The organism is Aestuariimicrobium sp. p3-SID1156, assembly GCF_025144225.1.
Lineage (GTDB): Bacteria > Actinomycetota > Actinomycetes > Propionibacteriales > Propionibacteriaceae > Aestuariimicrobium.
Genome location: NZ_JALXXB010000004.1, coordinates 53,356 through 79,029 on the forward strand (window position 1 = coordinate 53,356; position 25,674 = coordinate 79,029).

A 25,674-nucleotide genomic window follows, 5' to 3' on the forward strand; every position below is an offset into this window, starting at 1 on the left:
ACTTCCCTCATGCGCGGCCGCGCACCAGGTGCAGGATGTCTCGTTGCCAGCCGTCCACGGTGCGCGCGGCGACGTCGTGGAAGCCCGCCGCCGAGAATCGCGCGGCGAGCTCGCCGACACCGCAGAAGTCCTCCACGGAGCGGTGCAGGTAGCGATACAACTCTCGTTCACCACCGACCAGGGCGGCCAGGGGTTCGATCACCGTGCGGTTGACGCGTCCCCACCGTCGGGCGGCGGCCGGGGACTCGCGCACCGAGTAGTCCTCGGCGACCAGGCGCGCCCCGGGGCGCAGTGCGCGACGGATCCCGGCCAGGGTGGCGTCGAGGTCGTCGACATTGCGCAGCAGGTAGCAGGCCAGTGCCCCGTCGCCCGGCGGCAGCCCCAGCTCGTCCAAGGCCTCGCCGCGCCCCTGGACGAAGACCACGCCCTCGGGCCAGTGCTTGGCGCGGGCCCGGTCCAGCATCCCCTCGGAGGCATCCACACCGATGATGCGAGGGGTGAGGCCCCGGCGACGGGCGGCTCGCAGCAGTTCCCGGGTGCTCAACCCCGAGCCACATCCCAGGTCGAAGAGCGTGGGCATCGGATCGGTCACCTCGTTCACGACGGCCTCCGCCGCTAGGCGCAGATGACGACGGTATCCCGGGTTGAGCGCCACCATCAGGTCATATCGGGCTGAGGCCTGGTCGAAGCCGGTGGACAGGCTGAAGGGCGTGTCGCGCATGGGACTCCTTGGCAGGGTGCCTACAGGGGGCGTCGTGGAGTGGCCTGGGGCGGGGATGTGGTGGAGGGGCCTGCTCAGCGGCCACCGAGTCGACGCGCTACCTCGGCCGCGGCCGCCTGGCCAGAACCGAGCGCCCCATCGACGGAGGCATTGCCGAACTGGTCACCACACAGCACGGCCTCACCCTGGAAGCCGATGCGGCCCCGGGCGAACTGGCCGGGGGCCACGGCCGGCAGGCTGTGGGGAATGTGGTGCACGGCCAGGGTGCGCCAAGCCTCGGTCTCGGTGCCGTAGATGTGGCTGGCGTGGGCGCGCACGGCCTGCTCGTCCACTTCGCCGTCGGCCAGTGTGAGCGCCGCCACCAGATGCTGCCCGGCGGGGGCATGGTCGGGGGCGGTGTGGCTGACCACCGCGGTGGTGACGATGGGCCCGCGTCGTTCTGCGTCCGCGTGGATCGCCCCGCTCGGGCTGGGCGCCTGGTGGGTGGCGAACCACCAAGTGGTGGTGGGGTGCGTGCTGGGGCGGCCTTGGCGGGCCAGTTCGGCGGAGGACACCGGCCCGGCGGCCAGCACCACGGCGCGGCCGGTGAAGCTGCCGTGCGGGGTCTCGACCCGGCCTGCATCGGTGTCGACAGCGGTCACCGGATGCCCAAGACGGACATCGAGACCCCCGGCGAGCGCCTCACCCAGCCGACGCATGCCACCGGTCGGCAAACCGGGGGTGCCCAGCAGGAACATCGACGCGAGCCAGGCTGTGAAGCGCGCCGAGGTGGAACCCTCGTCCTCGCACACCACGCCCGCCAAGAAGGGATCGACGACCTTGTGGCGCAGCGGTCCGGTGAATCCGGCCGCGTCGAAAGCATCACCGCGACGACGGTCGGCTCCCACCAGGCTGGTAACGAAGCGGGCCGCCGCCACGTCGCGTGGTCCCACCAGGCCGGTGCGCAGGTCGCGTGGTAGGGCGGTGGGGTGGCGTGTCGGGTCAACGAGCTCGTCCAGCCGCCCGTCGTGTCGCACCCGCACCGCACGGGGGAAGGCGTTCATCCCCAGCTGCTCCAGCACACCGGTGGCGCGAAGGTGCGGGTAGGCAGGGTTGAGCACTTGGAAGCCGCGTTCCACCACAAACCCGTCCACCTCCTCGCTGGTGGCACGCCCGCCGACCTGCCGCTCGGTCTCCAGCACCACGGGGCGCAGCCCACGGGCGCGCAGCGTTCGGGCGCAGGCGAGGCCGGCCAGGCCAGCTCCCACCACAATCACGTCGTGAGCGGTCATGAATGTCCTCCAGGGGTTGGTTGGGGAGGTTGGTCGGGTCGGTTCGTGGTGGATGATGGGTCACAGCTCGACGGTGTCGTGTTCCCCGGCCTGGGGCCTTCCGGGCCGCTCTCGGTGTAGGCACTCTCGTGGCAACGCTCCACAGCTGCTTCTTGAGCTCGACATCATCGCGAAGCGGATGTCCCTGACCAGGTCATGCACCTTCTGGTGGTCGGCCAGCTCGTCCATCGCAACTCCTCATGGCTTCGGACGCACCCAGTTGGCGCGGTGAGCGTGTCAAGGACATCATGCACCAGTCGGCCGATTCAATGGGGCAGACTTTTGTCATGGCTGAACCAGCGCCCCGCAAGGCCGTCGAGACCACGCCTGACGGGCACCACATCGTGGTTGACGGCCGCAGGTGGCGAGCCAGCGACCCGCGCATCCCCCCGTTGCTGAGAGCCGAGCTGGTGGCGGAGTTGATGCGGGCTCGCCGCGAGTTGCGTACCCGCGGCGATGCGGTGAGGCCATACGTGCACGACGCGAAACTGGCCCTGGGTGAGCGCGGCGACCCGTGGTGGGAGGGCACGCCTCAAGGTACCAGGGTGAGGTTGGCGGCGACGATGCGCACGCTGCTGCGCCACCGCAGTGGCAGCACCATCTGCCCCAGCGATGCCGCCCGTGTCGTCGGGGGCGAGCGATGGCGTGACCTGATGAACGTGGCCCTCGAGGTGACCGGCGACCTGGTCGCCGCCGGTGAGGTCGTGGTACAGCAGCAGGGCGCTGAGGTGCAGCTGGCCGATGCCAAGGGGCCGATCAGGCTGGCTCCGGGTCCCTGTTTGGGACGTTGAGACCGTTCGGGCGAGCCTGTCTCGGTGCGTGGCCGAGAAACCCTGGTGTTGGTGGAACAGACGACAGCTGTGGATCCAACCCGGCTGGGGAATGGTGTGGTCAACTCACCCGAGCCGAGCTGGATACCGTCGAGGCAACGCTGAAGCTGGTGCTGGAACTCCGCTGAGCGCAGCGGGGCACCGGCTCAGAGCAGCGCGTCCGTCAGGTGGTCCGGGCTTCCGAACCGATGTGCAGTGATCGAGACGGCCTGCTCCAGCAACCAGGGCAGCATCTCCACGCGCCCTGCCTCGACCAGTTCACCCCGGTAGATGGTCAATTCCTGGGACGCCGCAGCAGCCACGGCGTCACCTCCCGCGCCGACATGGCGCAGGCGACCGGTCAGCTTCCCCACGCGCCGGAGGAACTCGTCCCGGCTCTCGATTCGAACCTCCACGCCAAGAGCACGCAGCGCCTGCTGAGTGGCGTCCGGGAGCTCGGAGCTGACCGAGAGCGCTGGCGTGACCCCCGCACGGAGCGCTGCGATCACGCTGCGCAGTGCCCTCACCGTCGCGTCCGGGTCGGATGCGCGCACGAGTGCCGGGCCATCCCACGGCAGGTAGCGCACGATGTTGCGCTCCCCGGCCAGGCCCTGCACATCCCGTGCGATGCCGAACTCGGCCTGCCAGGCACGTTCGTCGCTGGCGGCGGCGCGGTCCAGCATGGGGTGGGGGTGCGCGCGGACCACACGGCGAACCCGCTGGTCAAGGACGAGGGCAGGGTCAGCGGCCGCCTCGGCAGTACACCAACGCACCAGCGGCACCAGCGTGTTCACGCCTCCGGCCTTCGCGGTCGGGCCCACCGCCGACTTCTTCCAGCCGCCGAAGGGTTGGCGCTGCACGATCGCGCCGGTGGTGCCGCGATTGACGTACAGGTTGCCCGCCTTGACCCCGGCGAGCCACTGCTCGATCTCGGCGCTGTCGAGGGAATGCAGGCCTGACGTGAGGCCGAAGTCGGTGCCGTTGACGATGTCGATCGCCTCGGCAAGGTCGCGCGCGCTCATCACCCCCAGCACCGGCCCGAAGTACTCGGTGCAGTGGAATTCCGATCCCGGCTGTACGTGGGCGCGGATACCGGGGGACCACAGGCGGTCGGTGTCGTCCAGCTTCTGCGGCTGGAGCACCCAGTTCTCGCCCTCACCCAGTTCGGTGAGGCCGCGACGGAGCTTCTGCCCGGGCGGGGTCACCAGCGGACCCATCTGGCTGGACGCATTCTCCGGCCAGCCGACTCGCAGCGAGGTGACCGCGTCCAGCAGCTGCTCACGGAAGCGTCGTGAGCGTGCCACCGGTCCCACCAAAACCACCAAAGAGGCTGCCGAGCACTTCTGACCAGCGTGGCCGAACGCGGATGCCGCAACGTCGGCGGCCGCCAGGTCCAGGTCGGCGCTGGGGGTGACGATGATGGCGTTCTTGCCGCTGGTTTCGGCGAGCACCTCCAGACCGGGGCGGACGCTGCGGAACAGCTCGGCGGTCTCCCAACTGCCCGTCAGCATGACGCGGGTCACCGTGGGGTGGCCGATGAACTGGCGCCCCAGGGTGTCCTCGTCGAGGGTGAGCAGCGCCAACGCGTCGCGCGGGATGCCAGCAGCCCACAGCGCCTCGACGACCACTGCCGCCGTGCGAGGGGATTCCGGGGCCGGCTTGACCGCCACCGTCGCACCCGCGGCCAGCGCCGACATGATCATCCCAGCCGGGATGGCGATGGGAAAGTTCCACGGCGGGGTGACGGCGACCACGCCGGGAGCCTCGGCCACGGCACCGTCCACCGTCTCCAGCTCGCGCGCCAGGTGGGCGTACCAGTGGGCGAAGTCGACCGCCTCGGACACTTCGGGGTCGGACTGGTCCAGCGTCTTGCCGGTCTCATCGGCAGCCACCGCCATCAGCTCGGCGCGGCGCCCCTCGAGTTCAAGCCCTGCCCGATCGAGCACGTCGGCCCGTGCGGCAGGAGAGAGGCTGGGCCAGTCGCTGGCTGCCAAGCGTCCCATGACCTGGTCGAGTTCAGGTTCGGAGGCCACTCGAGCGGCTTCCACCAGGTCGGCACCCAGGGTGCCGCGATCTGGACGCCTGCGGATCGACTCGGCCCAACGCTGGTTCGCGGGAATCGCCGGGTCGGTGTCAGGAGCGTTGCGGAACGGTCCGCACGGCGCCTGGGCCGGCTGGGCGGTGCGGTCCTGGTTGCGATGGGCCACCGGGGCCGGGGTGCTGGCCCGCACCTCCAGCGAGGCTGCGAACCGGTCCCGCTCCCGCGCGAACGCGGCGGCGTCGGTGCCCAGGTCGAAGACCGCCGACATGAAGTTCTCCGGGGAGGCGCCCTCCTCCAGTCGGCGGACCAGGTAGGCGATGGCGACGTCGAACTCAGCGGGGGAGACGATCGGGGTGTAGAGCAACAGCCCACCCACATGGCGACGGACCACCTCGGCCTGGGTGGTGGCCATGCCGAGCAGCATCTCGTACTCCACCGCCTCGGTGACGCCACGCTGGTTCGCCAGCAGCCATGACCAGACCACGTCGAACAGGTTGTGCCCGGCGATGCCCACATGCAGGTGCCCGGCGTGGTCGGGACGCAGTGCCCAGTCCAGGCAGCGCTTGTAGTTGGCGTCGGTCTCCACCTTGGAACCCCACGTCGCCAGCGGCCAGCCGTGGCGTTCGGCCTCAATCGTCTCCATCGGGAGGTTGGCGCCCTTGACCAGACGCACCTTGATCGGGGCGCCACCACCATCCACGCGCTCGCCCGCCCATGCCCCCAGACGTTGGAGAGCCCCCAGCGCATCGGGCAGGTAGGCCTGCAGCACGATCCCGGCACGCAGCCCGGTCAGCGCCGGCTCGGCGAGCAGGCGTTCGAAGACCGCCATGGTCATCTCCAGGTCGCGGTACTCCTCCATGTCCAGGTTGATGAAGGTGCCGGTGCGCGCAGCCTCCAGGTACAGCGGACGCAGCCGGTCCACGACCTGGGTCACGGTCTCCTCGAAAGCGAAGGGCTGGTGGGGGGCGGTGGTCGCCGACACCTTGATCGAGACATAATCGACGTCATCACGGGCGACCAGGGCACGGGTGCCCGACAGTCGTCGATCAGCCTCCCGGCGTCCGAGGACGGCCTCACCCAGCAGGTTCACATTGCACCGCATGCCCTGCGCACGCACCCGGGCCAGCGCAGGCCCCAGCTTGTCGGGACGCGAATCGAGGACCAGGTGACCCACCAGGCGACGCAGCGCGGCACGCGCGGTGGCGGTCACCGGAGTCGGGGCCAGCGGGGCGGTCAGCCCACCCAGCCGAACCGCAGCACGAAGGTGGGCGGGCAGGAACGTCGGCGTCCCCTTGGCCAACTCTGACAGGTTGCGCGCCGCGGTGCGGTTGTCATCGGGGCGCACCACCCGGTCGACGAACCCGACGGTGAAAGCCAGACCAGCGGGGTCCCCCAGCACATCGGCCAACTGCTGCCCGGCCGGGTCCGGGGGAAGGGTGGCAGCCTCGGCGAGCCATTGACTCACGAGCTCGGAGACGGCCTCGACGGTGGGCCAATCATTCTGCCGATCGAGTTCTGGCAGGGGCATCTGGGTACCTCGACGTGGGGGTAACGGTGGCTTTGGTCTCAGCCTAGGGCACGGTCTCGACAAGAACGTGCCACGCGCCAGCCCCCGTGCGCGGGCTAGAATCAGCCTCGTCATTGCCTGCCTGGTGCGGGCGTCCCGCACCGGAGGCCCTCATGAGCACACACACCGCCTCGCGCTTCTCGCTCGGTCCTGGCCCTCGTTGGTGCGGTCATCGAAGAGAACGCTGGCACCTGGGGCACTCTCTACATGCGCAGTGAACTGCATGTCAGCGGCTCGCTGGCGGCTTCGGGCTACATCACCGCGATGGCCTTCCACTTCCTGGGGCGCGTCAGCGGCGACGCGCTGGTCAACCGTTTCGGGCAGCGCCGCATGGCCCTGTTCGGAGGCCTTCTGGTGGCAGTGGGAGTCGCCGTCGCCTTCCCCAGCCCCCTGACGACCGTTTTCGGCTATGCCAGCGCGGGCTATGGCGTGGCCACCGTCATTCCGTCGGTCTTCGAGGCTGCCGATGCCCTGCCGGGGTTCAAGCCGGGCACCGCGCTGACCGTCACCTTGCTGGTCCTGCGGGTCGGCTTTTTGGTCGCGCCCCCGCTCGTCGGTCTCATCGCGGACGCCTCCGCGGTCCGCTGGGGGCTGCTCTGCGTCTGCGCCGCCGGTCTGCTGGTGGCCGGGCTGGCCTGGGTCCTGTCCCCGGGGCGCGAGCCCTCCGACGTCCCGGTGGGGGCGACCAGGTGAGCGTCGTGGACGCCCGGCCAGTGCTGGGCCCCGAACAATGGCAGCCCCTGGCCGAGGCGCACGAGCGTCGCGCCCGGACGCTCCTGGCCGATGTGATCGCTCGCCGGGCCCGCGGCGAACGGCACCCGGTGGAGGACTTCATGTTCGACTACTACCGGCTGCGTCCGGGCCAGTTGGTCGAGTGGCACCCCGGTGTTGGCGTGCGCTTGCGATGTGCTGCCTCTGCGGCAGCACATCGCTACTACCGCGAAGAGGATGGCCTGACTGGGGTGGACGCCCCCGCCTTCGTCGCGTCCCGGGGCTCGACGCTGAGGTTCACCCGCGAACTGCTGGTGGCCACCGGCGCCCGGCAGGGCCAGTTCAACTGCTTTGGCATGCACGAGTGGGCGATGGTCTACGGTCTCACCCCCGACCAGACCCGCCACTCCGGGCTACCGCTGCGCTTCGCCCCAGACCGGATCCGCGAGGTGGTCAACGAGAACGGCCTGCGCTGCACCCACTACGACGCCTTCCGCTTCTTCACCGAGGACGCCGCCCCGCAGAATGCCCATCAGCTCACTCGCGCCGACCAGGTCCGCTTCGACCAGCCCGGCTGCCTGCACGCCACCATGGACCTCTACAAGTACGCGGGCAAGCTGCTGCCGCTGACCAGCTCGGAGCTCCTGCTCGACTGCTACGACCTTGCCCTCGAGATCCGTGAGCTCGACATGCGGGCCAGTGCCTACGACCTGAGCGGCTGGGGGTATGAGCCCGTGGCGGTGGAGACCCCGGAGGGCAAGGCCACCTATGTGCGGATGCAGCGCGGTTTCTCCGAGCGCGGGCAGGTGCTCCGCCGACGACTGCTCGACGTCATCGACCAGACCACAGAACTGGCGGGGGCGTCAGCACTTCGAGACTGACGGTCTCTGGTTCCACTTCGTGGCGAAATAGGTGATGCCACTGGACGCCACAGCCGATCCGAAGGCGCCCAGCCAGACCACGCTGCCGTAGGGCGACATCCCGACGATCAGCAGGAGCAACAGGGTGCATCCCAGCGCCGCCACGGTCAGGAACCCGAAGAGACCCATCGCGAATGCGTGGGCAACCGCCTGGCTGTCGCTGGCCGCTGGCGCAACGGGCGCAACCTGCGCTCGGGGGAAACCCGACCCCTGGCACTGCCCCGGAGCAGCCGCCAGCGGTTCCACCGGGGGAAGGTCGTCAAGCAGCAGGAACAGGTCCATTCGCGTGCGTGCGTTCACGGCCTGGGACATGCGCTCCTCCAGTTCTGCCCGGTCCAGTCGGCCAGCGGCGTAGTGGTGTGCCAGCTGGTCGCAGGTGTGGGTGCGCTCCTCATCTCCGATCCTCGTCGTCACGGGAGTCGTCATCCGTCCCGGGTGGGCGGACCGTGCGAGTCCGGTGGCGTGGTGGGCTGAGGGCAGGGGACGCAGGGGAGTGGGCTGTGCGTGGGTCATGTCCTGATCCTGTGACAGCGCAGGGCTACGAAACCCCCTCCAGCGGCCACCGCGGGACCAGCGGCTCCAGTCCGTGGACGAGGGTGACACGGACCTCGCCACCCGGATCAGACCGCAGTCGGATGTCGCCAGAACGGCGAGCCAACTTGGTGCCCACGGTGCGCTGAACTACAGTTTCGGTGATTTCTTCCCCCGGAGGTCCCATGTCCCGCTCGCGCACGTTCTCCGTCCTCGGCGCCGTCCTCTGCCTCGGCATGGCCGGATGCGCACGGGACGCCTCGCTCGCCGGCGTCCCTCCGCAGCAGACCTCGCACACCGTTCGCGGCGTGCCCAAGCCCTCGGAGATGGCGACAGCGAGTCGGCAGCCCGAAACCACGCTGGCGCCCAGCGCGCCCCAGGCGACCCCCACGCCCTCGGTGGAGAGCCCGGCTCCCGCCAGCAGTGCGGCGTCCACCAGCCAGACCCCGACGCCATCGCCGACACCTACCCCGTCGAGTACCCCGTCGAGCACCCCGTCGAGCACCCCGACGCCGGACCCGGTGACTCTGCCCGCGATCCTGAAGTCGGGCGACGAGGGCGAGAAGGTGCGTGAGCTGCAGCACCGCCTCCTGCAGCTCGACTGGTATGCGGGCAAGATCACCCCCCACTTCGGCTCCAGCACCGAAGCTGCCGTGCAGGGTTTCCAGGGCAAGCGCAACCTGCCGACCACCGGTGAGGTGGACCAGAAGACCTGGGATGCGCTGGCCGCCATGACGCGCCAGCCCACCCGGGACGAGATGCACAACGTCCTGAAGGCCGGCCCGGCACTGCTCAAGAGCGGGGACAAGGGCGACAAGGTCAAGGACCTCCAGGCTCGCCTCAAGCAGATCGAGTGGTACGCGGGCCCGGTGACCGGCACCTACGACGCCACCACGGTCAAGGCCGTGCGCGACTTCCAGGCCAAGCGCCAGATCCCGGTCACCGGAGAGGTCGACCAGCGCACCCTGGACCAACTCGGCGAGATGACCTCCACGCCCACCGCCGAAGAGCTGTCCAACAAGCCGCCCAGGAAGCCCGCCCCGCCGGCGATCGACCAGCGCTGCATGACCGGGCGGGTCCTCTGCATCAGTAAGTCCACCAACCAGCTCGCGTGGGTGGTCGACGGCAAGGTCCTGCGCACGATGGACGTCAGGTTCGGCTCCGAACTGACCCCGACCCGTGAGGGTGTGTTCACCCTCTACTGGAAGTCACGCGACCATGTGTCGACGCTCTACCACACGGCCATGCCGTATGCGATGTTCTTCTCCGGCGGGCAGGCCGTGCACTACTCGGCCGACTTCGCGGCGCGCGGGTACAACGGTGCCTCCCACGGTTGTGTGAACGTTCGCGACAAGGACGCAGTGAGCTGGCTGTTCGGGCAGGCACGGGAGGGCGACAAGGTCGTCGTCCACCGCTGAGCCACCCGCTGGCGGGCTTGCTCAGCCCTGCGCGGTGAGCGCGGAGATTTGGCGCCCCAGCGCGTTGGCGAGGTAGACGGTGGTGTCCCCACGATCCTTCTCGAAGACGACCAGACCCGTGATCTTCTCGCCCTCGTGCACTGTGCCCTGGGTCAGCGCGTTGTGGTCGCTGATCGGGATCGGGTCGTAGTCCTCCACGGTCTTGTTGTCCAGGGCGAAGAAGGAATAACGCAGGGTGCCGCGGGTGACCTTGATGGTGACGGTCACCTCGAGCCCACGGTCGGTCCAGCGCGTGGAATCAATGCTCCACACCCCGTCGGCATTGTCCATCGGTGAGTGGAAGGGCACGGAATTGCCCGAAGCCGCAGCCGTGGGCACCTGCCGGGAGGACGGTGCACTGATCGGCGCAGAGGGTGCCATCGGCAACTCGGGCGTGGGTCGACGGCTGGTCAGGAAGGCTGCCACGGCCAGGCCGAGGATCACGAGCGCTGCAATCGCTCCCAGCCACCGTCCAGCGTTGGATTTCGGCAGCTCGTACTGTTCGATCGACACGGGCTGGTACTGCGGCTCGCCCATCGGGCGCCGAGGGTCCCACTGGGGTTGGTTGCCCCAGGGGGGTGCGGGAGGCGGCTGGTGCGGGCCCCGTGGCTGGTTGGTCATGGTGTGGCCATGGTACCTGCGCCTCAGACGTCGACCGAGCGGCTGTGGACAACCCAGCGGCGGGGAGCCCGGCTGTGGACAGCGAGCCCCTGCCCCCCGATCCCAGGCACAAACCAGGCATGACGACGACCATCAAGGCAACCAGCACCACCGACATGCTCTCCCTCGTCCCCTACCTGCTGGGGTACCACGTCGACGACGACGTGGTCATCCTGCTCCTCTCGCGGCACACCGTGGAGGTGGCCATGCGGATGGACTACTGGATGTTTGATGCCCCGGCCATGGTCAACGCCCAGCTCACCGAGATGATGGGACGCTACGAGTCAGCGAAGGTCTTCTTCATCGCCTACAGCCAGGATCGCGACAAGGCCGAGGAGGTGTTGGGGAAGTTGGAGACCTTCGTGGAGCCCGGGCAGGTCGTTGACTCGGTGCGAACCGATGGCGTCCGCTGGTGGTCCAGGCTCTGCGTCGGGGACTGCTGCCCTGCCGAGGGGCACCCGTGTGACCCGTCCTCGCCGGCGGTGGCAGCCGCCGTGGTGGCAGGCTCCACGGCGTTGGCTTCCCGCAAGGACCTGATGACCCTGGTGGAGGGCCCTTCACTGGTCGACCAGGGCTGCCTCCTTGCCGAGCTGGTCGGGGTGGAGGAACGCATTGCCCGCCGCACGCCGCGTGCGCGCGTCCAGCGCACGAAGCGCCTGCTCGCTGACCATCTGGGGGAGGAGGATGTCGACGACGCGGTCTGCATGGAACTCGGGCTCCTGGCCAAAGGCATCCCGGCGCGGGACGCCGCCTGGCTGGAGATGTCACGCGCAGGGGCGAAGCACCACCTGCGGCTGTGGCAGCAGGTGGTGCGGGTGATGCCGGATCGCCATGCCGTCCCGGCGCTGTGCCTGATGGCTGCGGCTGCGTGGCTCGACGGCAATGGGGCACTGATGGGCTGCTGCTTGGCTCGCGTGGAGGGCCTCGATGCCGACTACGGCATGTTCCAGCTCCTGCGCCGGGTGCACCATTCGGCGGCACCGCCGGAGCTGTGGGCTGATATCCGTGACGCGGTGTGACTCGTCGTTTGTGCGCCTGACGAAATCGGTTCGGAGGATGGGGGAGGACAGCGGTAGCGTTGGGGGCTGAATCGACCGGCAGAAAGAGGAATCGTGGGCGAGCACTCGGCAGAGCGCAGCGGGTACGACGCGGCGGCCGCGCAGGAGAAGTGGGCGCAGTACTGGCAGGACAACCACACCTTCGCGGTGAGCGAGGACGACTCGCTGGAGAAGCGCTACCTCCTCGACATGTTCCCCTACCCTTCCGGCGACCTGCACATGGGCCACGCCGAGGCCTGGGCCATCGCCGACGTGGTGGGGCGCTACTGGAAGATGCAGGGCCACAACGTCCTGCACCCGGTCGGCTGGGACTCCTTCGGCCTGCCTGCTGAGAACGCGGCGATCAGGAACAACCAGAACCCTGCCGAGTGGACCTACAAGAACATCGAGACCCAGGCGTCGTCCTTCAAGCGCTACGGCATCGGTTTCGACTGGTCGCACCGCCTGCACACCTCTGACGAGGAGTACTACCGCTGGACCCAGTGGCTCTTCCTGAAGTTCTTCGAGAAGGGCCTGGCCTACCGCAAGGACTCCTACGTCAACTGGTGCCCCCAGGACATGACCGTGCTGGCCAACGAGCAGGTCAAGGATGGGCGCTGCGAGCGGTGCAATGCCATCGTCACCAAGCGACAGTTGAACCAGTGGTACTTCAAGACCACCGACTATGCCCAGCAGCTGCTGGACGACATGGAGCAGCTGAAGGACGGCTGGCCCGAGCGCATCCTGGCCATGCAGCGCAACTGGATCGGACGCTCCCAGGGTGCCCACGTCAACTTCCAGATCGAGGGCCGCGAGGAACCGGTGACCGTGTTCACCACGCGCCCGGACACCCTGTTCGGCGCCACCTTCATGGTGGTGGCCCCCGACGCGGCCCTGGCGGCCGACATCGTCTCCAACGATCAGCGAGCCGCCTTCGAGGCGTACCTGGAGGAGGTCAAGAAGCAGACCGAGATCGAGCGCCAGTCCACCGAGCACACGAAGACCGGCGTCTTCCTGGGCGTCCACGCCACCAACCCCGTCAACGGAGAGAAGATCCCGGTCTGGGCAGCTGACTACGTGCTGGCCGAGTACGGCACCGGCGCGATCATGGCCGTCCCCGCCCATGACCAGCGTGACCTGGAGTTCGCGCGGACCTTCGACCTGCCCGTCCGCATGGTCATCGACACCGGGGAGGGTGACCCCGCCAAGACGGGCATCGCCACCGCTGGTGACGGCACCTATGTCAACTCCGGCGTGCTGGATGGCCTGACCAACAAGGCGGAGGGCATCGCCCGCATCACCGAGCAGCTGGAAGCCGACGGCCTGGGCACGGCGGCAATCACCTACCGCCTGCGCGACTGGCTGCTGAGCCGCCAGCGCTACTGGGGCTGCCCGATCCCGATCATCCATTGCCCCCGTTGCGGCGAGGTTCCGGTGCCGGAGGACCAACTTCCGGTGACGCTGCCCCACCTGCGCGGGGAACAGCTCGCACCCAAGGGCACCAGCCCGCTGGCGGCAGCCACCGAGTGGAAGATGGTCAACTGCCCGAGCTGTGGTGGCCCCGCCGAGCGTGACACCGACACCATGGACACCTTCGTGGACTCCTCGTGGTACTTCTACCGCTACGTGTCCCCGCACTACACCGAAGGTCCCTTCGACGTCGAAGCCGTGCGGCAGTGGATGCCGGTGGCCCAGTACGTCGGCGGTGTGGAGCACGCCACCATGCACCTGCTCTACGCGCGTTTCTTCAACAAGGTGCTGCGCGACATGGGCATGGTCGACTTCGACGAGCCCTTCCTGCGCCTGATGAACCAGGGGCAGGTCATCAACCAGGGCAAGTCGATGAGCAAGTCGCTGGGCAATGGCGTGGACCTGGGCCAGCAGATCAACGAGTTCGGCGTGGACGCTGTCCGCACCACCGTCATCTTCGCCGGTCCCCCGGAGGAGGACATTGACTGGGCCGACGTCTCGCCCGGTTCGACACTGAAGTTCCTCCAGCGCGCCTACCGGGTGGCCACCGATGTCACCAGCGAGCCCGGTGCCGACACCTCGGCCGGGGATCGTGCGCTGCGCCAGGTGACCCACAAGACGATTGCCGAGATCACCGAACTGCTCGATTCTGGCCGGTTCAATGTGGTCGTCGCCCGCGTGATGGAGCTGGTCAACGCAACCCGCCGCACCATTGACTCCGGTGCCGGCGCCGCGGACCCCGCCGTGCGCGAGGCAGCGGAGTTCGTCGCCCAGTCCCTGTCGCTGGTGGCTCCCTACGTCGCCGAGGAGATGTGGGAGGTCCTGGGCAACCCGCCCTCGGTTGCCCAGTCCCGCTGGCCCACTGCCGACCCGGCGCTGCTGGTCGCCGACCAGGTCACCATGGTCGTCCAGGTGCAGGGCAAGGTTCGCGGCAAGCTCGAGGTCTCCCCGGACATCACCGAGGAGGAGGCCACCGAGCTGGCCCTCGCCGACGCCGGGGTCCAGCGCGCGTTGGCCGGCCGTGAGGTTGTCAAGGTGATCTGCCGCCTGCCCAAGATGGTCAGCATCGTCCCGGGCAAGTAGCGCCCACGCGAGGACTCGACGCGACATGAAGGACGCCGGGGCCCGCGCGCTCCCGGCGTCCTGCACGGTGGGCTCAGTACTGGTAGAGGACGCCGTAGCTCGGTGCCCAGAGGTCCTTCGCGCTGCCGTTGATGCGTCCCCAGATGGAGTGCAGACGCAGGTCATTGGAATAGACCACATCATGCCGCTTCTCGATCACGAGGCTGGTGCGGAGGCGGCGCCCGCGCAGCTGGTCGGCGCGAACCTCGAGGGTCTGTTCGATGGTCATGTGGTGCTGGTTCCAGTGCACGGTGGTCTCGCGCACCGGGCTCGAGATCAGCGTTCCCGCGGGACGGCCCCGGGCATCCAGCGGCTCGACCTCGATGTGGGTGCCCAGCTTGCTGCCACTCCCGGAGGTGCTGCCGCAACCCGGGTAGATGTCATAGGGGGCGCAGGTGGTGACGTTCAGGTGCATCAGCACGGTCGCGGTGTCGATGCCTTCATCGAGCCTCATGTCCCGGGTGAGGACGCGGGCCGATTCGGCGCCGTGCAGGACGCGATCCTGCGTCGGTTGCGGATCGGTCCACTGGTGGGCACAACGGGTGGTGCGCTCAGGACCGATCCGGGCGGCATTTAGACTGGCGCCGGTGCGAAGGACGTAGTCATAGGGCTTACCGGCGCCGTAACCACTCATCCAGAGCGCGCAGCGGTAGGTGCCCGTGGCCGGTGCGGTGAAGACTCCCCGCAGTACCGGGGTCAGCACGCGCTGACTGGGGGCCTGGAAGTTCTGGCCCATGTAGAAGCCCTGCAGGTGGCCTGCCGAACCTGGCAGGCAACGCACGGCGACCGTGAGGCCCGGGTCGATCTCGGGCTGACCCAGGGCAGTGAGCTCGACACGGAGACTGTTGGTCCACAGGTCCACCGACTCGCCCTCGGTGAGCGCCAGGTCGATCCCGGTCCCCGGCACCTCATGGAGCTTCGCCGTCGGACCACCTCGGAAACCGTGGTCGCTGTTGAGGCGGGCGGTGAGGTATTCGGGCTGAACCGGGGCATGGGGATTCACAGGGTGTTGTCCTTGTGGGCCGAAGTGTTGTCCGTTTATCCCAGCCTAGGGATTCGGGTGCATAACCATTGCATGAGAGTGGAGACAGATGCCGGAGTGCGGCTCCGTCGTGTCCTGGAGCAGGCACCGGCCTTGCGACGGGGGCCTCGGCGAGCTGCAGAACCGGAGGGCACCGTCCAGCTCAGCCCAGAGCCCGGCGCGCCGCCGGGAGAGCTCGACGAGCTCCTGTCGGTGGCGGAGGAGCCGACGCCGAAGATCCGTCGGGTAGGTCCCCAACACCTGCAGGGCCTGGCGATCCTGGCGGTGGTGGTGCTGGTCTTCGTGGCCATGCACCTGCTGCGGGCGAGGCCGAGCCAGGTGCCCCTGCAGGCGCCCTCGCTACCCGCCGCCTCCGCAAGTGCCCCTGCGGGTGCGCGGGCCCCCGCTGCTGCCGTGCCGAGTTCCCGCCCCTCCTCGACGGTGGTGAAGGTCCACGTTGTCGGAGAGGTGCGCCGACCCGGAGTGGTGACCCTGCGTGAGGGTGCTCGGATTCAGGACGCGATTGATGCCGCTGGCGGATTCACGGCGAAGGCCAAGCCGGGGCTGTTGAACCTGGCCTCACCGGTCACCGACGGGATGCAGGTGGTCGTGGCCGGGCCGGGGGCGACGTCGACGGTCAATCCACCGAGCCTTCCGTCGGCAGCTTCCACTGCGGGCACGAATGCTGGTCAGGGCACGAATCCCGGCCAAGCAGCGGGAGGGGGGTCGGGGACTGACGAGCCGGCCAGTGGTGACCTGGTGAACCTCAACACGGCAACCCAGGCGCAGCTGGAGACCCTTCCCGGGGTTGGACCGGTGATGGCGGGCAAGATCCTGGCCTGGCGACAGAAGCACGGGCAGTTCACGCGGGTGGAGGAACTGCAGGAGGTCAGCGGTGTGGGCGCAAAGACCTTCGAGCGACTCAAGCCCCTGGTCACGGTGTGAACCGACCGGACCTCCGGCTAGCCCTTCCCGCGGGGGCAGCGTGGCTGGCGACCGGGTGGACACTCACTGCGTCACCGAGGGCCGCGGTCGTCCTTGCCGTGTCGCTCGGCCTGGGGCTGGCAACCTGCTGCACCGCCAGGAGATGGCAGTCGGCGATGACGGTGCTGCTGGTCCTGCTGTGCATGGTGTGTGCGTCGCTTCGGGCTGGGCAGCTGGCGCGTTCCCCCGTCGCGGTGGCCGCTGGTGAGGGCGCTGTGGTGGTGGCGGAGGTCAGGCTCACGAGCGATGTGCGGATCGTCGGCCAGCCGGGTCGTGAACGTGCCATGGTCCCTGCGACCACGCGGTGGGTCGAGGCGCGAGGAATCCGATGGCGTTCGGCGTCTCCGGTCGTCCTGAGCGGCAGCGGTGAACGCATGGCCGACCTCCAGGGTCTGACGGTGGGGTCGGTCGTCAGAATCGTGGCGATTCCCGCGCTGCCCGATCCGGGACGCCCGGAGGCTGCGGTCCTCAGGCTTCGTGCTGCTCCCGAGTTGGTCTCGGGGCCGGGCTGGTGGCTGCGGCAGGTGAACCGCACCCGCGCCGGGCTGGTGTCGTCCATGGGGTGGTCGAGTCGTGAGCAAGCAGGTCTGACCCCTTCCCTGGTGGTGGGCGATACCAGCGGCCTGTTGGAGGAGACCCATGAGGCCTTCCAGGCCACTGGCCTGACCCATCTGACGGCCGTCTCGGGGACGAACCTCACCCTGCTCTTGGCAACAATGCTCGTGGTGGCCCGAGCGGTGGGCGTCCGGGGCCGGTGGTTGCATCTGGTGGGCGCCTGCGGGGTCGTGGTCTTCGTCGTGGTCTGTCGCAGCGAGCCCAGCGTGGTACGCGCTGCCGCCATGGGGCTGGTGGGCATGGCGGCGGTGGGGGCTGCCGGCGATGCACGACGGGGGCTGCGGCACCTGAGTGCGGCGATCCTGGTGCTGATGCTCGTCGACCCGTGGTTAGCCCGCTCCTGGGGCTTTGCACTGTCCGCAACCGCCTCGGCCGGCATCCTGTGGTGGGGCCCGCCGTGGCGAGCCAAGCTGCTCACCTGGATGCCGGGCTGGCTGGCTGAATCCCTGGCGATCCCGTTGGCTGCGCAATTGGCCACCCAACCCCTGGTCACCGCACTGTCGGGCAGCATCTCCACGACGGGCCTGCTGGCCAATGTGCTCACCGGACCGTTCGTGGGGCCGACCACCGTGCTGGGGATGGTCGCCGCCCTGTTGGCGCTCGTGTGGCCACCGCTGGCCCTGCCCGTGGGATTCATGGCCGGGTGGAGTGTGCAACCGGTGATCCTCATCGCGCACGCCGGGGCGGGTTTGCCAGCAGCCACGTGGCCGTGGCCGGCCTCCGGCCCCGCCCTGGCAGTCCTGGTCGCACTCACTCTGCTCAGTGGGGCCTTGACTGGGTCGATCCTCGAGCGGCGCTGGGCAAGCCTGCTCCTTTCCCTCGTGCTCATCGCGGCCATGTTCCGGCAGCCACCTCCCGCCGGGTGGCCCGGCCAGTGGGACGTGGCATTCTGCGCGGTGGGCCAGGGAGACGCCACAGTGCTCAACGCGGGGTCGGGGACTGCGGTCCTGGTGGACACGGGCCCTGAACCGGGACCCGTCACCAGGTGTCTGAGCAGCCTGGGCGTCCACACCGTGGTGTTGGTGGTGCTCACCCACTACCATGCCGACCACATCGGCGGCCTGTCAGGAGTGGCGAGGAGTGTTCGGGTCCAGGCCCTCCTGGTGAACCCCTACGCGGAACCGGCCTGGGCGCGGGTGGGGGTGGCGTCCGCCATGAACGCCCTGGGGGTTCGAGAGGGGCTGGCCGTGCCCGGCTCGACCATCATCCTGGGACGTGTCTCCCTGGAGGTGCTGCACGCCGGTCGTGTCGGGCGCAGCCAGGAGTCGTCGGCGGGGGAGAGTTCGGCTGAGAACGACTCGTCCATCGTGCTGCTGGCGACGGTGGGGGAGACGCGCGTCCTGCTCCCCGGCGATGTGGAACCGGCGGGGCAGCAGGCGGTGCTGGCGTCCATCGGAAAGTCGACGCCCGAACTCAGAGCTCACGTCATCAAGATGCCCCACCACGGCTCCAGCAGGCAGGAGGAGGACTTCTGGAAGGCCAGCGGCGCTCGCTTGGCGGTGGCCTCCGCAGGGGAGCGGAACGTCCATGGCCACCCCTCCGGCAGGGCGCTCACACTGGCCCAGAGACTGGGGATGGAGGTCGTACGGACGAACGAGGGTGAGTCGTTCACGGTCTGGGTACGCGGCGGCCAACTGCACGTGCGGGCAGCGCGCTTGGGGGGCTGAGAGCTTGCTGTCGGAACCGGCTGGCAGACTGTGGGGCGTGACCAAAGCCATCTTCGGGGCGACGCTGTTCGTCCAAGGCCCTGAGGCCCTCCTTGCCGAACGGGCGGTTCGCCATCAGGTCCTCGCCGCCCGGCGGGAGCGTCCTGGGGTCGAGGTGACCCACCTGGACGCCGAGGGCCTCGATTCCGGCACGTTCAGCGAGGTCACCGGAGGGTCGCTGTTCTCCGAATCGCAGGTCGTCATCATCGACGACATCTCCCGGCTCGACCAGTCGCTGTTCGATCTGGTCGCCGCCACCGCCATCACCACCCCGGAGGACCTGGCGCTCGTCCTGGTTCATCCCGGTGGTGTCAAGGGCAAGGGCCTGGTGGACAAGCTGAAGAAGGGCAAGGTGCCCACGACCGAAGCTGCCGCCATCAAGCCCTGGAAGCTGCCGGAGTTCGTCACTGCCGAAGCTCGCCGCGTTCGACTGCAACTCGAACCAGGAGCGGAAGCCGCGCTCATCCAGGCCATCGGCACCGACGCGCGCGCCCTCGCCAGCGCCCTGGAGCAGTTGGCCGTCGACCTGCCCGAGGGACGCCTGGGGCCGGATCACGTGGCGCAGTACTTCGCCGGACGCGCCGAGGTCTCCAGCTTCTCCATCGCCGACGACATCATGGGGGGCCAGACCGGGGAGGCGCTGCTCAAGCTGCGCTGGGCCCTGGACACCGGCGTGGCGCCCGTGCTGATCACTTCCGCCATCGCCGGCTCACTGCGTGCGCTCGGCAAATACCACGACCTGCGCTCGCAACGCATGCCGGAGCCCGAGCTGGCGCGGCAGATGGGCGTCCCTCCGTTCAAGGTCAAACAGGTCGCCCAGCAGTCCCGCTCATGGACGCCCACGGCGATTGCCCAGGGCGTTCGCGCCGTGGCGAAGGCCGATGCTGCGGTTAAGGGTGCCGCCCACGACCCCGCGTTCGCGCTGGAACAAATGGTGGCCGCCCTGGGTGCGGCCCGTGCCGGAGGCCGCTGAGGAGCTACGAATGCTCAACTCTGGGCGTCCCGGAGCTGCTGCACGACAAAACCAGCGTCTCGATCACCCAGAGGATCGAGACGCTGGTTCAGTTGACGCCCGCTACGCAGGCGTCGGAAAAATCAGAGTGCGGCAGCCTTGGAGGCGATGGCCGACTTGCGGTTGGCAGCCTGGTTGGCGTGGATGACGCCCTTCGAGACGGCCTTGTCGAGGGCGCGGTTGGCGACCTTGGCGTACTCCTGTGCCTTCTCGGTGTCGCCGGCCTCCACAGCCTCGCGGAAGTGGCGGACGTGGGTACGCAGAGCGGACTTGACAGCCTTGTTGCGCTGGCGGGCCTTCTCGTTGGTCTTGATGCGCTTCATCTGCGACTTGATGTTTGCCATGGGGCGGTGTCTCCAAACTGTGATTCTGGGTGGCGCGCCCGGGCCGAAGGACCACCAGACGCAGGGCATGACTTTACCAGTGCCGCCCGCATCGCCCAAATTGGACCACTGCTGCACAAGGATGAGGGCCATGAGTGATGCGCCCATCAACCATGTCCCGCTCAACCGGGCCATCGCCGACTTCGCGCTGTTGACCTATGAGAACCAGGAGACCTTCAACCACCGTACCGGCGCAGGCGCCTTCCAGCTCGACCTGATGACCTCCCAGCTCGAGCTCGGTGGGCAGGTGTTCCGCGTCGCCTTCCTGGGCACGTGGAGTGAGATCACGCGAACCTGGATGTGGGGATGGGCCAATCCGAGTCGACAGGAAACCGACCCGGTGGTCGTTCCCGTGGTGAAGGGGCTGCGCGACAGAGCGCGGGAGCTCGGCCTCCACGAGCTCGAGGTGCCCACCTTCCCGACCGAAGGCATCAACGACCTGGATTGGCATCCGGCCATGGGGCTGGTCACCGTGGCCACCTCTCTGTTGGGCGGGCAGGCCTTCCATGCCGCGAGCTATGACGGCGGGTGCGCCTTCGTCGCGGTGCTGGATGCGCCGCCGGCCCAAGCCGACCCGGTCAAGTTCATGCGCTTCTCGGCAATGGCCTGGGAAGCCGCTGCGATGTCGCCCACGGCGGGCCAGGATGGCGTCCGGCACCGGCATGCAGTGGACACCTATGCCCGGTGGCGAGGCCTACGGGCTGAGCACGCGGAATCAGCGATGCGTATGCACTATCCGCACGGCAGTCTCGCGGAGATCACCTTCGATGAGCTGGGGCGAGCCGTGAACACGAAGGTCAGCATGCAGCCGGGTGACGTCCCGGAGCCGCTGCCCTTCACTCCGCCAGAGGAGTAGATGAGGTAGCCGAGTGGGCTGGCCAGCCGGGCGAGTTCTACGTGATCGTGAATGGCGCCCTGAGCGGACCGTCGCTGGTGATGGGCACGTCGGTGACCGTGCCCGTCGCGTACTGCACCGTGTAGGTGGTGGGCATGGTCAGCGTGAAGGTACAGGCGTCCAGGCCCTCATCGGCCAGGAAGTGCAGGGTGCCGCGCTCTGCATAGCGCCAGTCCTCGAGCTTGATCACCGCCGCGCGGGCGTAGAAGTAGCCTGGCCCGTCGTCGCTGGTGACCACGCACCGCTCGCTGGCCTGGAAGCTCAGCTTCGTGTTCCAGCGTGAGGTGAACTTTGGGTCGAAGTTGAGTGTCAACCAGCGCTTCCCCTCCGGCGCCCAGCCCAGATCAGGGATGAAGTTCGTGTAGTAGGACTCCTTCCAGGTCAACTCCAGGGCCAGGGTGTCGCTGTTGCTGCTGTCCCGCCAGGAACCCAGCCAATGGGCGGTTTCCTCCTTCCAGGACAGCCGCCCCACCTGGCGTACAGAGGCCACCATCATGGCCGTGTTCGAGTCGTTGCCCAGCTCCCCGGTGCGCGCATCCGCCTGGGCCATTTTGGACGCGTCGTTCAGCCGCAGTACAGCTTCGCCTCCGATGGGCAGGGAGGCGACGAGCAGCGTGCCCAGCTTCCCGTAGTCGTCGTCCGGCACCCCCCAGGTGGCCGAGACCAGATGTCCGGCGTCCGTGATCAAGGTCAGGGTCGGCACCGGCCGCCCCTCCCGCCACGGCCAGTTGGCCTTGGCTCTCACGTGGATGACCAGGAACTCCTCGCCATCGGGGGCAGTGAGCGGAGCCGACGAGGCGTCGGTCCCGTACCCCAGCTTCCGCGCCTCGTCGTGTTTCAGCTGGTTCGTTGTTCCCGAGGTGATCGTCAGGTCCAGATGGGGGGAGTACATGGCGAAGGTCTTCTTGTCGGTGACCTCCGGCGGTGTTAGCCCCTTCTCGCTGCGGGTGGCAGTCCATCCCGAGGGGGCGTTCCTGGTTGTCGGTCCGGCCGAGGAACTCGGATCCACGGAGTCCTGCCCGCGGGAACAGGCGGCGCTTGCGGTCGCCGCAAGGGCCACTGCGAGCATGCTGCGTCGCTTCATGGCAGCACAGTAGGGGCGCAGTGGCTCACAGAGCGTGGACCACTGACGCTGTTATGCCGTGTCGTTACTCGTGGAACTCGCTGCCCGGTGCCGCGGGCGGGGGAGTGGAGAGTTCCAGGTCCTCCGGGTCGGGGGTGTTCGGGATCAGCGAGACCACCTCGCCGTACTTCGGGATGGCGACATTCCAGTCCAGCTCGTCCTCGATCCGTGCCTTGAAGACATCCTGGACCTGCCGTTCGCCGTGGACCAGGAACAGGGTCTCGGGTTCGCGGTCGAGGTCCTTGAGCCAGTCGAGCAGATCGCTGGCGTCGCCATGGACGCTGAACTCCCGGTCTCGGATGACTTCTGCGCGCACCCTCACGTAGCGTCCGTGGATCTTGACCTGGCGCGCGCCCTCTTCCAAGGCGCGGCCACGGGTGCCCTCGGCCTGGTAGCCGGTCAGCACGACGGCATTGCGTGGGTCGGGCAGGGCACGGGAGAGGTGGTGCAGGACGCGTCCGCCCTCCAGCATGCCCGAGGAGCTGATGATGATCGCTGGACCGTTGGCGCGGTTGATCCGCTTGGACTCCTGGCTGGTGCGAGCCTCACCGATGCGGGGCATGCCCATCCAGTCGTCGACCGAGACGTCCTCGCGCATCTCGTCGAGGGACTCGTCGCGGTAGACGTTGAGGGCGGCCATCGCCATCGGCCCGTCGACATGGACCGGAACGTCGGGGATACGGCCCTCGCGGTACATCTCCGACAGTGCCATCAGCACCGTTTCCGTGCGGTCGATCGCGAAGGCTGGCACGATCACCCGCCCCCCGCGATCGATGACACGGTTGATGACGTCGGCGAAGTCCTGGTGGGGCACGGTCGGCTCGGGGTGCTCGCGGTCGCCGTAGGTGGACTCCATCAGCACGTACTGGGCTCCGGCCGGGGTGCCGCGGGATTTGAGGATCGGGTGGTCGTGTCGTCCGAGGTCACCGGAGAACAGGACGTCGACCGCATCCTTCCACCGCACGTTGACCGAGGCGGACCCGAGGATGTGGGCGGCGCGGGTCCAGCGCGCGATCAGACCATCACCCAGGTCGACATCGGTGTCGAAGGAGACGCTGCGGAACAGGCTCAGGGACCGGTCCACGTCGGCGGAGGTGAACAACGGCTGGGGGTTCTCGTGCTTGGAGTAGCCGCCCTCGATGGCCTCCTGGGTCTCAAGCTCCTGCAGCTTGCCGGCGTCCCGCAGCACGATCTCGGCCAGCCGGACGCTGCCTTCGGTGGCCCACACGGTGCCCTGGAAACCCTGTCGGACCAGGGCGGGCAGGTAGGCGACGTGATCGGTGTGGGCGTGGGTGAGGATCAAGTCGCTGATGCTGGCGGGGTCCACGGGGAAGGGCGCCCAGTTCATGTCACGCCAGGCCTTCTCGCCCTGGAACATGCCGGCGTCGACCAGGACGCGGCGATCGTTGAAAGTCAGCAGGTACTTCGAACCGGTGACGGTGCCCGAGGCGCCGAGGAAGGTGAGGGTGCTGGTGTCGGCCATGGGTCCACACTGGCAGGCCCCCGGCTCACGGGGGTGGCATCAGGAGAAGTTGCGAACCTCCCGAACCAATTAGGCAACGATGGGCTTGCCATTAGGTGAGGCTTGCCTTACTTTGGTCGTCGTGCCCACAGCTAGTTATCGAAGCTTCCACGCTCGAGTGCGCCGCCGGGAAGCATTGAGCCCCACCTTCACCCGCGTCACCCTTGAGGGCCCGGAGCTGGCCGACTTTGGGGGCGTCTGCCTCGACCAGCGGGCCAAAGTGGTGATGCCGCTCCCCGAGGGAGTGGGATTCGCCCACTTCCCGCGGGGCGACGACTGGTATGGCCAGTGGCGAGGTCTTCCGGAGGGCCAGCGCAATCCCTTCCGGACCATCACCGTGCGTGATGTGCGCCCTGAGCAGTGCGAGGTCGACATCGACATTGCCCTGCATGGAGACCTCGGCCCGCTGAGCCGGTGGGCCAGCACCTGCGCAGCCAATGACGAAGTGGTCCTGATCGGGCCGGACGCCCGAGTCGCCGAATCCAGCGTGGACGGCATCGAGTGGCGCCCCGGGCCGGCGACCCAGGTCCTCCTGGCAGGCGACGAAACCGCCGTCCCCGCCATCGCGTCCATCCTGGAACGCTCCAATCCCGAGCTCCTCGGGGACGCCTACCTTGAGGTGCCACTGGCCGAGGACCGCCTGCCGCTGCCCAACCCGACCGGGATCCGGGTGCACTGGGTGGTGCGCGGCGATCGACCGCACGGTGAGGCTCTGGTCGAAGCCGTCACCGGGTCGGCGGTGCCACCCGAGGTCACCTCCGAGGATGTGCTCTGGGAGGTCCAGGCCGGACGGGGCGGACGGTTCGCCTGGGTGGCCGGAGAGGCCGCCGCGGTGCGTGCCATCCGCCGCCACCTCGTGGCGAATGGCTGGGACAGGCAGCACGTCGCCTTCATGGGCTACTGGCGTTCGGGCCACTCCGAAGCCTGACCCCTCCTTCTCTACTCCATCTCTGAAAGATCACTCAAGGACAACCATGCACTCAAGGACAACCATGACCCTCTTCAGCCGCCGTTCGCTCGTCCTCTCGTTCGGTGCCCTCGCGACCCTGTCTGCCTGTGGTCAGGGGGATGCCGACCCCTCCTCGTCCACTCCCGCCAGCGCGACGGGTGGCGCCGGAGAGGGGGCGACTGATTCCTTCCCGGTCACCATCACCCATGCCCTCGGCAAGGCGACCATCGAGTCCGAACCGCAGCGCATCGTCACCCTGGGTCAGGGATCCACCGAGACTGTGGTCGCGCTGGGCATTGTTCCGGTCGGCGTGGAGAAGTACGACTGGGCCGCCGACAAGAACGGCCACCTGCCCTGGGTCAGCGAGGCCATCACCAAGCTTGGCAAGCCACTGCCGCCGACCTTCGCCGGCATGACCGAGCTGGACATCGAGAAGATCATCGAGCTGGAACCCGACCTCATCCTTGCCCCGTGGTCGGGCATCACTGCCGAGCAGTACGGCAAGCTCTCCGACATCGCCCCCACCGTCGCCTACCCGAAGACGCCCTGGACGATCGGCTGGAAGGAGCAGATCACCACGGTGTGCACCGCCCTGGGTCGTTCGGCCGAGGCCACGAAGCTGATCGAGGGCATCAGCAAGGAGTTCGCCAAGGCCACCTCCTCGCGTCCCGCCTACAAGGGCAAGACGTTCAGTTACATCTACAACACCGGGCCCGGAACGTTGGGCGTCTTCATGCCGCACGAGCAGCGCGTGGAGTTCGTCAGCAGCTGCGGCCTCACGGTCGACCCCTTCGTGACGAAGGAGAAGGAGGTTGCCGGCACGGCCTCAGCGGTTCTCGGCCTCGAGAACGCCGACAAGCTGAAGAACTCCGATCTCGTCTTCACGTTCTACACGGATGCCGCCTCGCGGAAGAAGATCGAGGCCCAGCCCCTCTACGCGGCGATTCCTGCCGTCAAGCGGGGTGCAGTGGTTGCCTTCACCGACAACCAGGTGGTGACCGCGGCCTCGATCATCACCCCGCTGACGGTCCCGTGGGTCATGACGAAGTTCCTCAGCGGCGTGGACGCAGCCATAGCGAAAAGTGCCTGAAGGCCCGAGCAGCACCAG

The 25,674-nt window shown here is 68.4% G+C and carries 22 protein-coding genes; 12 read left to right on the forward strand and 10 right to left on the reverse strand.

Going from position 1 to position 25,674, the window contains the following annotated elements; translation table 11 throughout:
- Positions 1-7: 7 nt before the first annotated feature.
- The 3 genes from M3G03_RS06630 to M3G03_RS06640 all read right to left on the reverse strand — a co-directional run bounded on the left by M3G03_RS06630 (position 8) and on the right by M3G03_RS06640 (position 2,220).
- Complete coding sequence (locus M3G03_RS06630) at positions 8-721, reverse strand: class I SAM-dependent methyltransferase (protein WP_259808901.1); 714 nt, start codon at positions 719-721, stop codon at positions 8-10.
- 74 nt (positions 722-795) lie between these two features.
- The gene (locus M3G03_RS06635; RefSeq protein WP_259808902.1) at positions 796-1,992 is read right to left on the reverse strand and encodes an NAD(P)/FAD-dependent oxidoreductase; all 1,197 of its coding nucleotides are present in this window, start codon (positions 1,990-1,992) and stop codon (positions 796-798) included.
- 60 nt (positions 1,993-2,052) lie between these two features.
- Positions 2,053-2,220 carry a hypothetical protein gene (locus M3G03_RS06640; protein ID WP_259808903.1) on the reverse strand — a complete coding sequence of 56 codons (168 nt, stop codon included), beginning with the start codon at positions 2,218-2,220 and terminating at the stop codon, positions 2,053-2,055.
- Positions 2,221-2,318: 98 nt separating this feature from the next.
- Here M3G03_RS06640 and M3G03_RS06645 point away from each other — a divergent pair, with 98 nt between their 5' ends.
- A complete protein-coding gene (locus M3G03_RS06645; protein ID WP_259808904.1) occupies positions 2,319-2,822 on the forward strand; it encodes a DUF3253 domain-containing protein in 504 nt (167 codons plus the stop codon).
- 185 nt (positions 2,823-3,007) lie between these two features.
- Here the strand turns inward: M3G03_RS06645 and M3G03_RS06650 are convergent, their stop codons facing one another.
- Positions 3,008-6,409 carry a bifunctional proline dehydrogenase/L-glutamate gamma-semialdehyde dehydrogenase gene (locus tag M3G03_RS06650; RefSeq protein ID WP_259808905.1) on the reverse strand — a complete coding sequence of 1,134 codons (3,402 nt, stop codon included), beginning with the start codon at positions 6,407-6,409 and terminating at the stop codon, positions 3,008-3,010.
- Between the two features lie 246 nt (positions 6,410-6,655).
- On the opposite strand from M3G03_RS06650, the gene M3G03_RS06655 reads away from it, so the two are divergent.
- A complete protein-coding gene (locus M3G03_RS06655; RefSeq protein WP_396121909.1) occupies positions 6,656-7,141 on the forward strand; it encodes an MFS transporter in 486 nt (161 codons plus the stop codon).
- A complete protein-coding gene (locus tag M3G03_RS06660) occupies positions 7,138-8,040 on the forward strand; it encodes a 3-methyladenine DNA glycosylase (RefSeq protein ID WP_259808906.1) in 903 nt (300 codons plus the stop codon). The genes M3G03_RS06655 and M3G03_RS06660 overlap by 4 nt, the downstream gene beginning before the upstream one ends.
- Here M3G03_RS06660 and M3G03_RS06665 read toward each other — a convergent pair.
- Positions 8,023-8,592 carry a DUF1707 domain-containing protein gene (locus M3G03_RS06665; RefSeq protein WP_259808907.1) on the reverse strand — a complete coding sequence of 190 codons (570 nt, stop codon included), beginning with the start codon at positions 8,590-8,592 and terminating at the stop codon, positions 8,023-8,025. The genes M3G03_RS06660 and M3G03_RS06665 overlap by 18 nt on opposite strands.
- Before the next feature lie 203 nt (positions 8,593-8,795).
- Between M3G03_RS06665 and M3G03_RS06670 the strand changes: the two genes are divergently transcribed.
- A complete protein-coding gene (locus tag M3G03_RS06670) occupies positions 8,796-10,028 on the forward strand; it encodes a peptidoglycan-binding protein (RefSeq protein WP_259808908.1) in 1,233 nt (410 codons plus the stop codon).
- Between the two features lie 21 nt (positions 10,029-10,049).
- Here M3G03_RS06670 and M3G03_RS06675 read toward each other — a convergent pair whose 3' ends face one another.
- The gene (locus M3G03_RS06675) at positions 10,050-10,580 is read right to left on the reverse strand and encodes a hypothetical protein (protein ID WP_259808909.1); all 531 of its coding nucleotides are present in this window, start codon (positions 10,578-10,580) and stop codon (positions 10,050-10,052) included.
- A gap of 227 nt (positions 10,581-10,807) precedes the next feature.
- On the opposite strand from M3G03_RS06675, the gene M3G03_RS06680 reads away from it, so the two are divergent.
- Both M3G03_RS06680 and leuS read left to right on the forward strand, forming a co-directional pair.
- On the forward strand, positions 10,808-11,746 hold the full coding sequence (locus M3G03_RS06680; RefSeq protein WP_259808910.1) for a DUF4192 domain-containing protein: 939 nt from the start codon (positions 10,808-10,810) through the stop codon (positions 11,744-11,746).
- A 93-nt stretch (positions 11,747-11,839) separates the two neighbouring features.
- The gene (gene leuS / locus M3G03_RS06685) at positions 11,840-14,317 is read left to right on the forward strand and encodes a leucine--tRNA ligase (RefSeq protein WP_259808911.1); all 2,478 of its coding nucleotides are present in this window, start codon (positions 11,840-11,842) and stop codon (positions 14,315-14,317) included.
- A 73-nt stretch (positions 14,318-14,390) separates the two neighbouring features.
- On the opposite strand, the gene M3G03_RS06690 is transcribed toward leuS, so the two are convergent.
- A complete protein-coding gene (locus tag M3G03_RS06690) occupies positions 14,391-15,359 on the reverse strand; it encodes a hypothetical protein (RefSeq protein WP_259808912.1) in 969 nt (322 codons plus the stop codon).
- A 72-nt stretch (positions 15,360-15,431) separates the two neighbouring features.
- On the opposite strand from M3G03_RS06690, the gene M3G03_RS06695 reads away from it, so the two are divergent.
- The 3 genes from M3G03_RS06695 to holA all read left to right on the forward strand — a co-directional run bounded on the left by M3G03_RS06695 (position 15,432) and on the right by holA (position 19,655).
- Positions 15,432-16,322: a ComEA family DNA-binding protein gene (locus M3G03_RS06695; protein ID WP_259808913.1), complete on the forward strand. Its 891-nt coding sequence runs from the start codon at positions 15,432-15,434 to the stop codon at positions 16,320-16,322.
- Between the two features lie 155 nt (positions 16,323-16,477).
- Positions 16,478-18,643, forward strand: coding sequence for a ComEC/Rec2 family competence protein (locus M3G03_RS06700; RefSeq protein ID WP_259808914.1), 2,166 nt, complete (start codon positions 16,478-16,480; stop codon positions 18,641-18,643).
- Between the two features lie 37 nt (positions 18,644-18,680).
- Positions 18,681-19,655, forward strand: coding sequence for a DNA polymerase III subunit delta (gene holA / locus M3G03_RS06705; protein ID WP_259808915.1), 975 nt, complete (start codon positions 18,681-18,683; stop codon positions 19,653-19,655).
- A gap of 122 nt (positions 19,656-19,777) precedes the next feature.
- Here the strand turns inward: holA and rpsT are convergent, their stop codons facing one another.
- Complete coding sequence (gene rpsT, locus M3G03_RS06710) at positions 19,778-20,038, reverse strand: 30S ribosomal protein S20 (protein WP_259808916.1); 261 nt, start codon at positions 20,036-20,038, stop codon at positions 19,778-19,780.
- 130 nt (positions 20,039-20,168) lie between these two features.
- Here rpsT and M3G03_RS06715 point away from each other — a divergent pair, with 130 nt between their 5' ends.
- Complete coding sequence (locus tag M3G03_RS06715; RefSeq protein ID WP_259808917.1) at positions 20,169-20,933, forward strand: DUF6882 domain-containing protein; 765 nt, start codon at positions 20,169-20,171, stop codon at positions 20,931-20,933.
- Between the two features lie 37 nt (positions 20,934-20,970).
- Here M3G03_RS06715 and M3G03_RS06720 read toward each other — a convergent pair whose 3' ends face one another.
- Together M3G03_RS06720 and M3G03_RS06725 are read right to left on the reverse strand one after the other, a co-directional pair.
- Positions 20,971-22,056, reverse strand: coding sequence for a hypothetical protein (locus M3G03_RS06720; RefSeq protein WP_259808918.1), 1,086 nt, complete (start codon positions 22,054-22,056; stop codon positions 20,971-20,973).
- A gap of 64 nt (positions 22,057-22,120) precedes the next feature.
- Positions 22,121-23,578: an MBL fold metallo-hydrolase RNA specificity domain-containing protein gene (locus M3G03_RS06725; RefSeq protein WP_259808919.1), complete on the reverse strand. Its 1,458-nt coding sequence runs from the start codon at positions 23,576-23,578 to the stop codon at positions 22,121-22,123.
- A gap of 121 nt (positions 23,579-23,699) precedes the next feature.
- On the opposite strand from M3G03_RS06725, the gene M3G03_RS06730 reads away from it, so the two are divergent.
- Together M3G03_RS06730 and M3G03_RS06735 are read left to right on the forward strand one after the other, a co-directional pair.
- Positions 23,700-24,545, forward strand: a complete 846-nt coding sequence (locus M3G03_RS06730) for a siderophore-interacting protein (protein WP_259808920.1) — start codon at positions 23,700-23,702, stop codon at positions 24,543-24,545.
- Between the two features lie 64 nt (positions 24,546-24,609).
- A complete protein-coding gene (locus M3G03_RS06735; RefSeq protein ID WP_259808921.1) occupies positions 24,610-25,656 on the forward strand; it encodes an iron-siderophore ABC transporter substrate-binding protein in 1,047 nt (348 codons plus the stop codon).
- Positions 25,657-25,674 lie beyond the last annotated feature (18 nt).

Excerpts from the sequence above, each read along its gene's own strand:
- M3G03_RS06630 (WP_259808901.1), bottom strand. The coding sequence starts at position 721 with ATGCGCGACACGCCCTTCAGCCTGTCCACCGGCTTCGACCAGGCCTCA.
- M3G03_RS06635 (WP_259808902.1), bottom strand. The coding sequence starts at position 1,992 with ATGACCGCTCACGACGTGATTGTGGTGGGAGCTGGCCTGGCCGGCCTC.
- M3G03_RS06640 (WP_259808903.1), bottom strand. The coding sequence starts at position 2,220 with ATGGACGAGCTGGCCGACCACCAGAAGGTGCATGACCTGGTCAGGGAC.
- M3G03_RS06645 (WP_259808904.1), top strand. The coding sequence starts at position 2,319 with ATGGCTGAACCAGCGCCCCGCAAGGCCGTCGAGACCACGCCTGACGGG.
- M3G03_RS06650 (WP_259808905.1), bottom strand. The coding sequence starts at position 6,409 with ATGCCCCTGCCAGAACTCGATCGGCAGAATGATTGGCCCACCGTCGAG.
- M3G03_RS06655 (WP_396121909.1), top strand. The coding sequence starts at position 6,656 with ATGCGCAGTGAACTGCATGTCAGCGGCTCGCTGGCGGCTTCGGGCTAC.
- M3G03_RS06665 (WP_259808907.1), bottom strand. The coding sequence starts at position 8,592 with ATGACCCACGCACAGCCCACTCCCCTGCGTCCCCTGCCCTCAGCCCAC.
- M3G03_RS06670 (WP_259808908.1), top strand. The coding sequence starts at position 8,796 with ATGTCCCGCTCGCGCACGTTCTCCGTCCTCGGCGCCGTCCTCTGCCTC.
- M3G03_RS06680 (WP_259808910.1), top strand. The coding sequence starts at position 10,808 with ATGACGACGACCATCAAGGCAACCAGCACCACCGACATGCTCTCCCTC.
- M3G03_RS06695 (WP_259808913.1), top strand. The coding sequence starts at position 15,432 with ATGAGAGTGGAGACAGATGCCGGAGTGCGGCTCCGTCGTGTCCTGGAG.
- M3G03_RS06700 (WP_259808914.1), top strand. The coding sequence starts at position 16,478 with ATGACGGTGCTGCTGGTCCTGCTGTGCATGGTGTGTGCGTCGCTTCGG.
- rpsT (WP_259808916.1), bottom strand. The coding sequence starts at position 20,038 with ATGGCAAACATCAAGTCGCAGATGAAGCGCATCAAGACCAACGAGAAG.
- M3G03_RS06715 (WP_259808917.1), top strand. The coding sequence starts at position 20,169 with ATGAGTGATGCGCCCATCAACCATGTCCCGCTCAACCGGGCCATCGCC.
- M3G03_RS06720 (WP_259808918.1), bottom strand. The coding sequence starts at position 22,056 with ATGAAGCGACGCAGCATGCTCGCAGTGGCCCTTGCGGCGACCGCAAGC.
- M3G03_RS06725 (WP_259808919.1), bottom strand. The coding sequence starts at position 23,578 with ATGGCCGACACCAGCACCCTCACCTTCCTCGGCGCCTCGGGCACCGTC.
- M3G03_RS06735 (WP_259808921.1), top strand. The coding sequence starts at position 24,610 with ATGACCCTCTTCAGCCGCCGTTCGCTCGTCCTCTCGTTCGGTGCCCTC.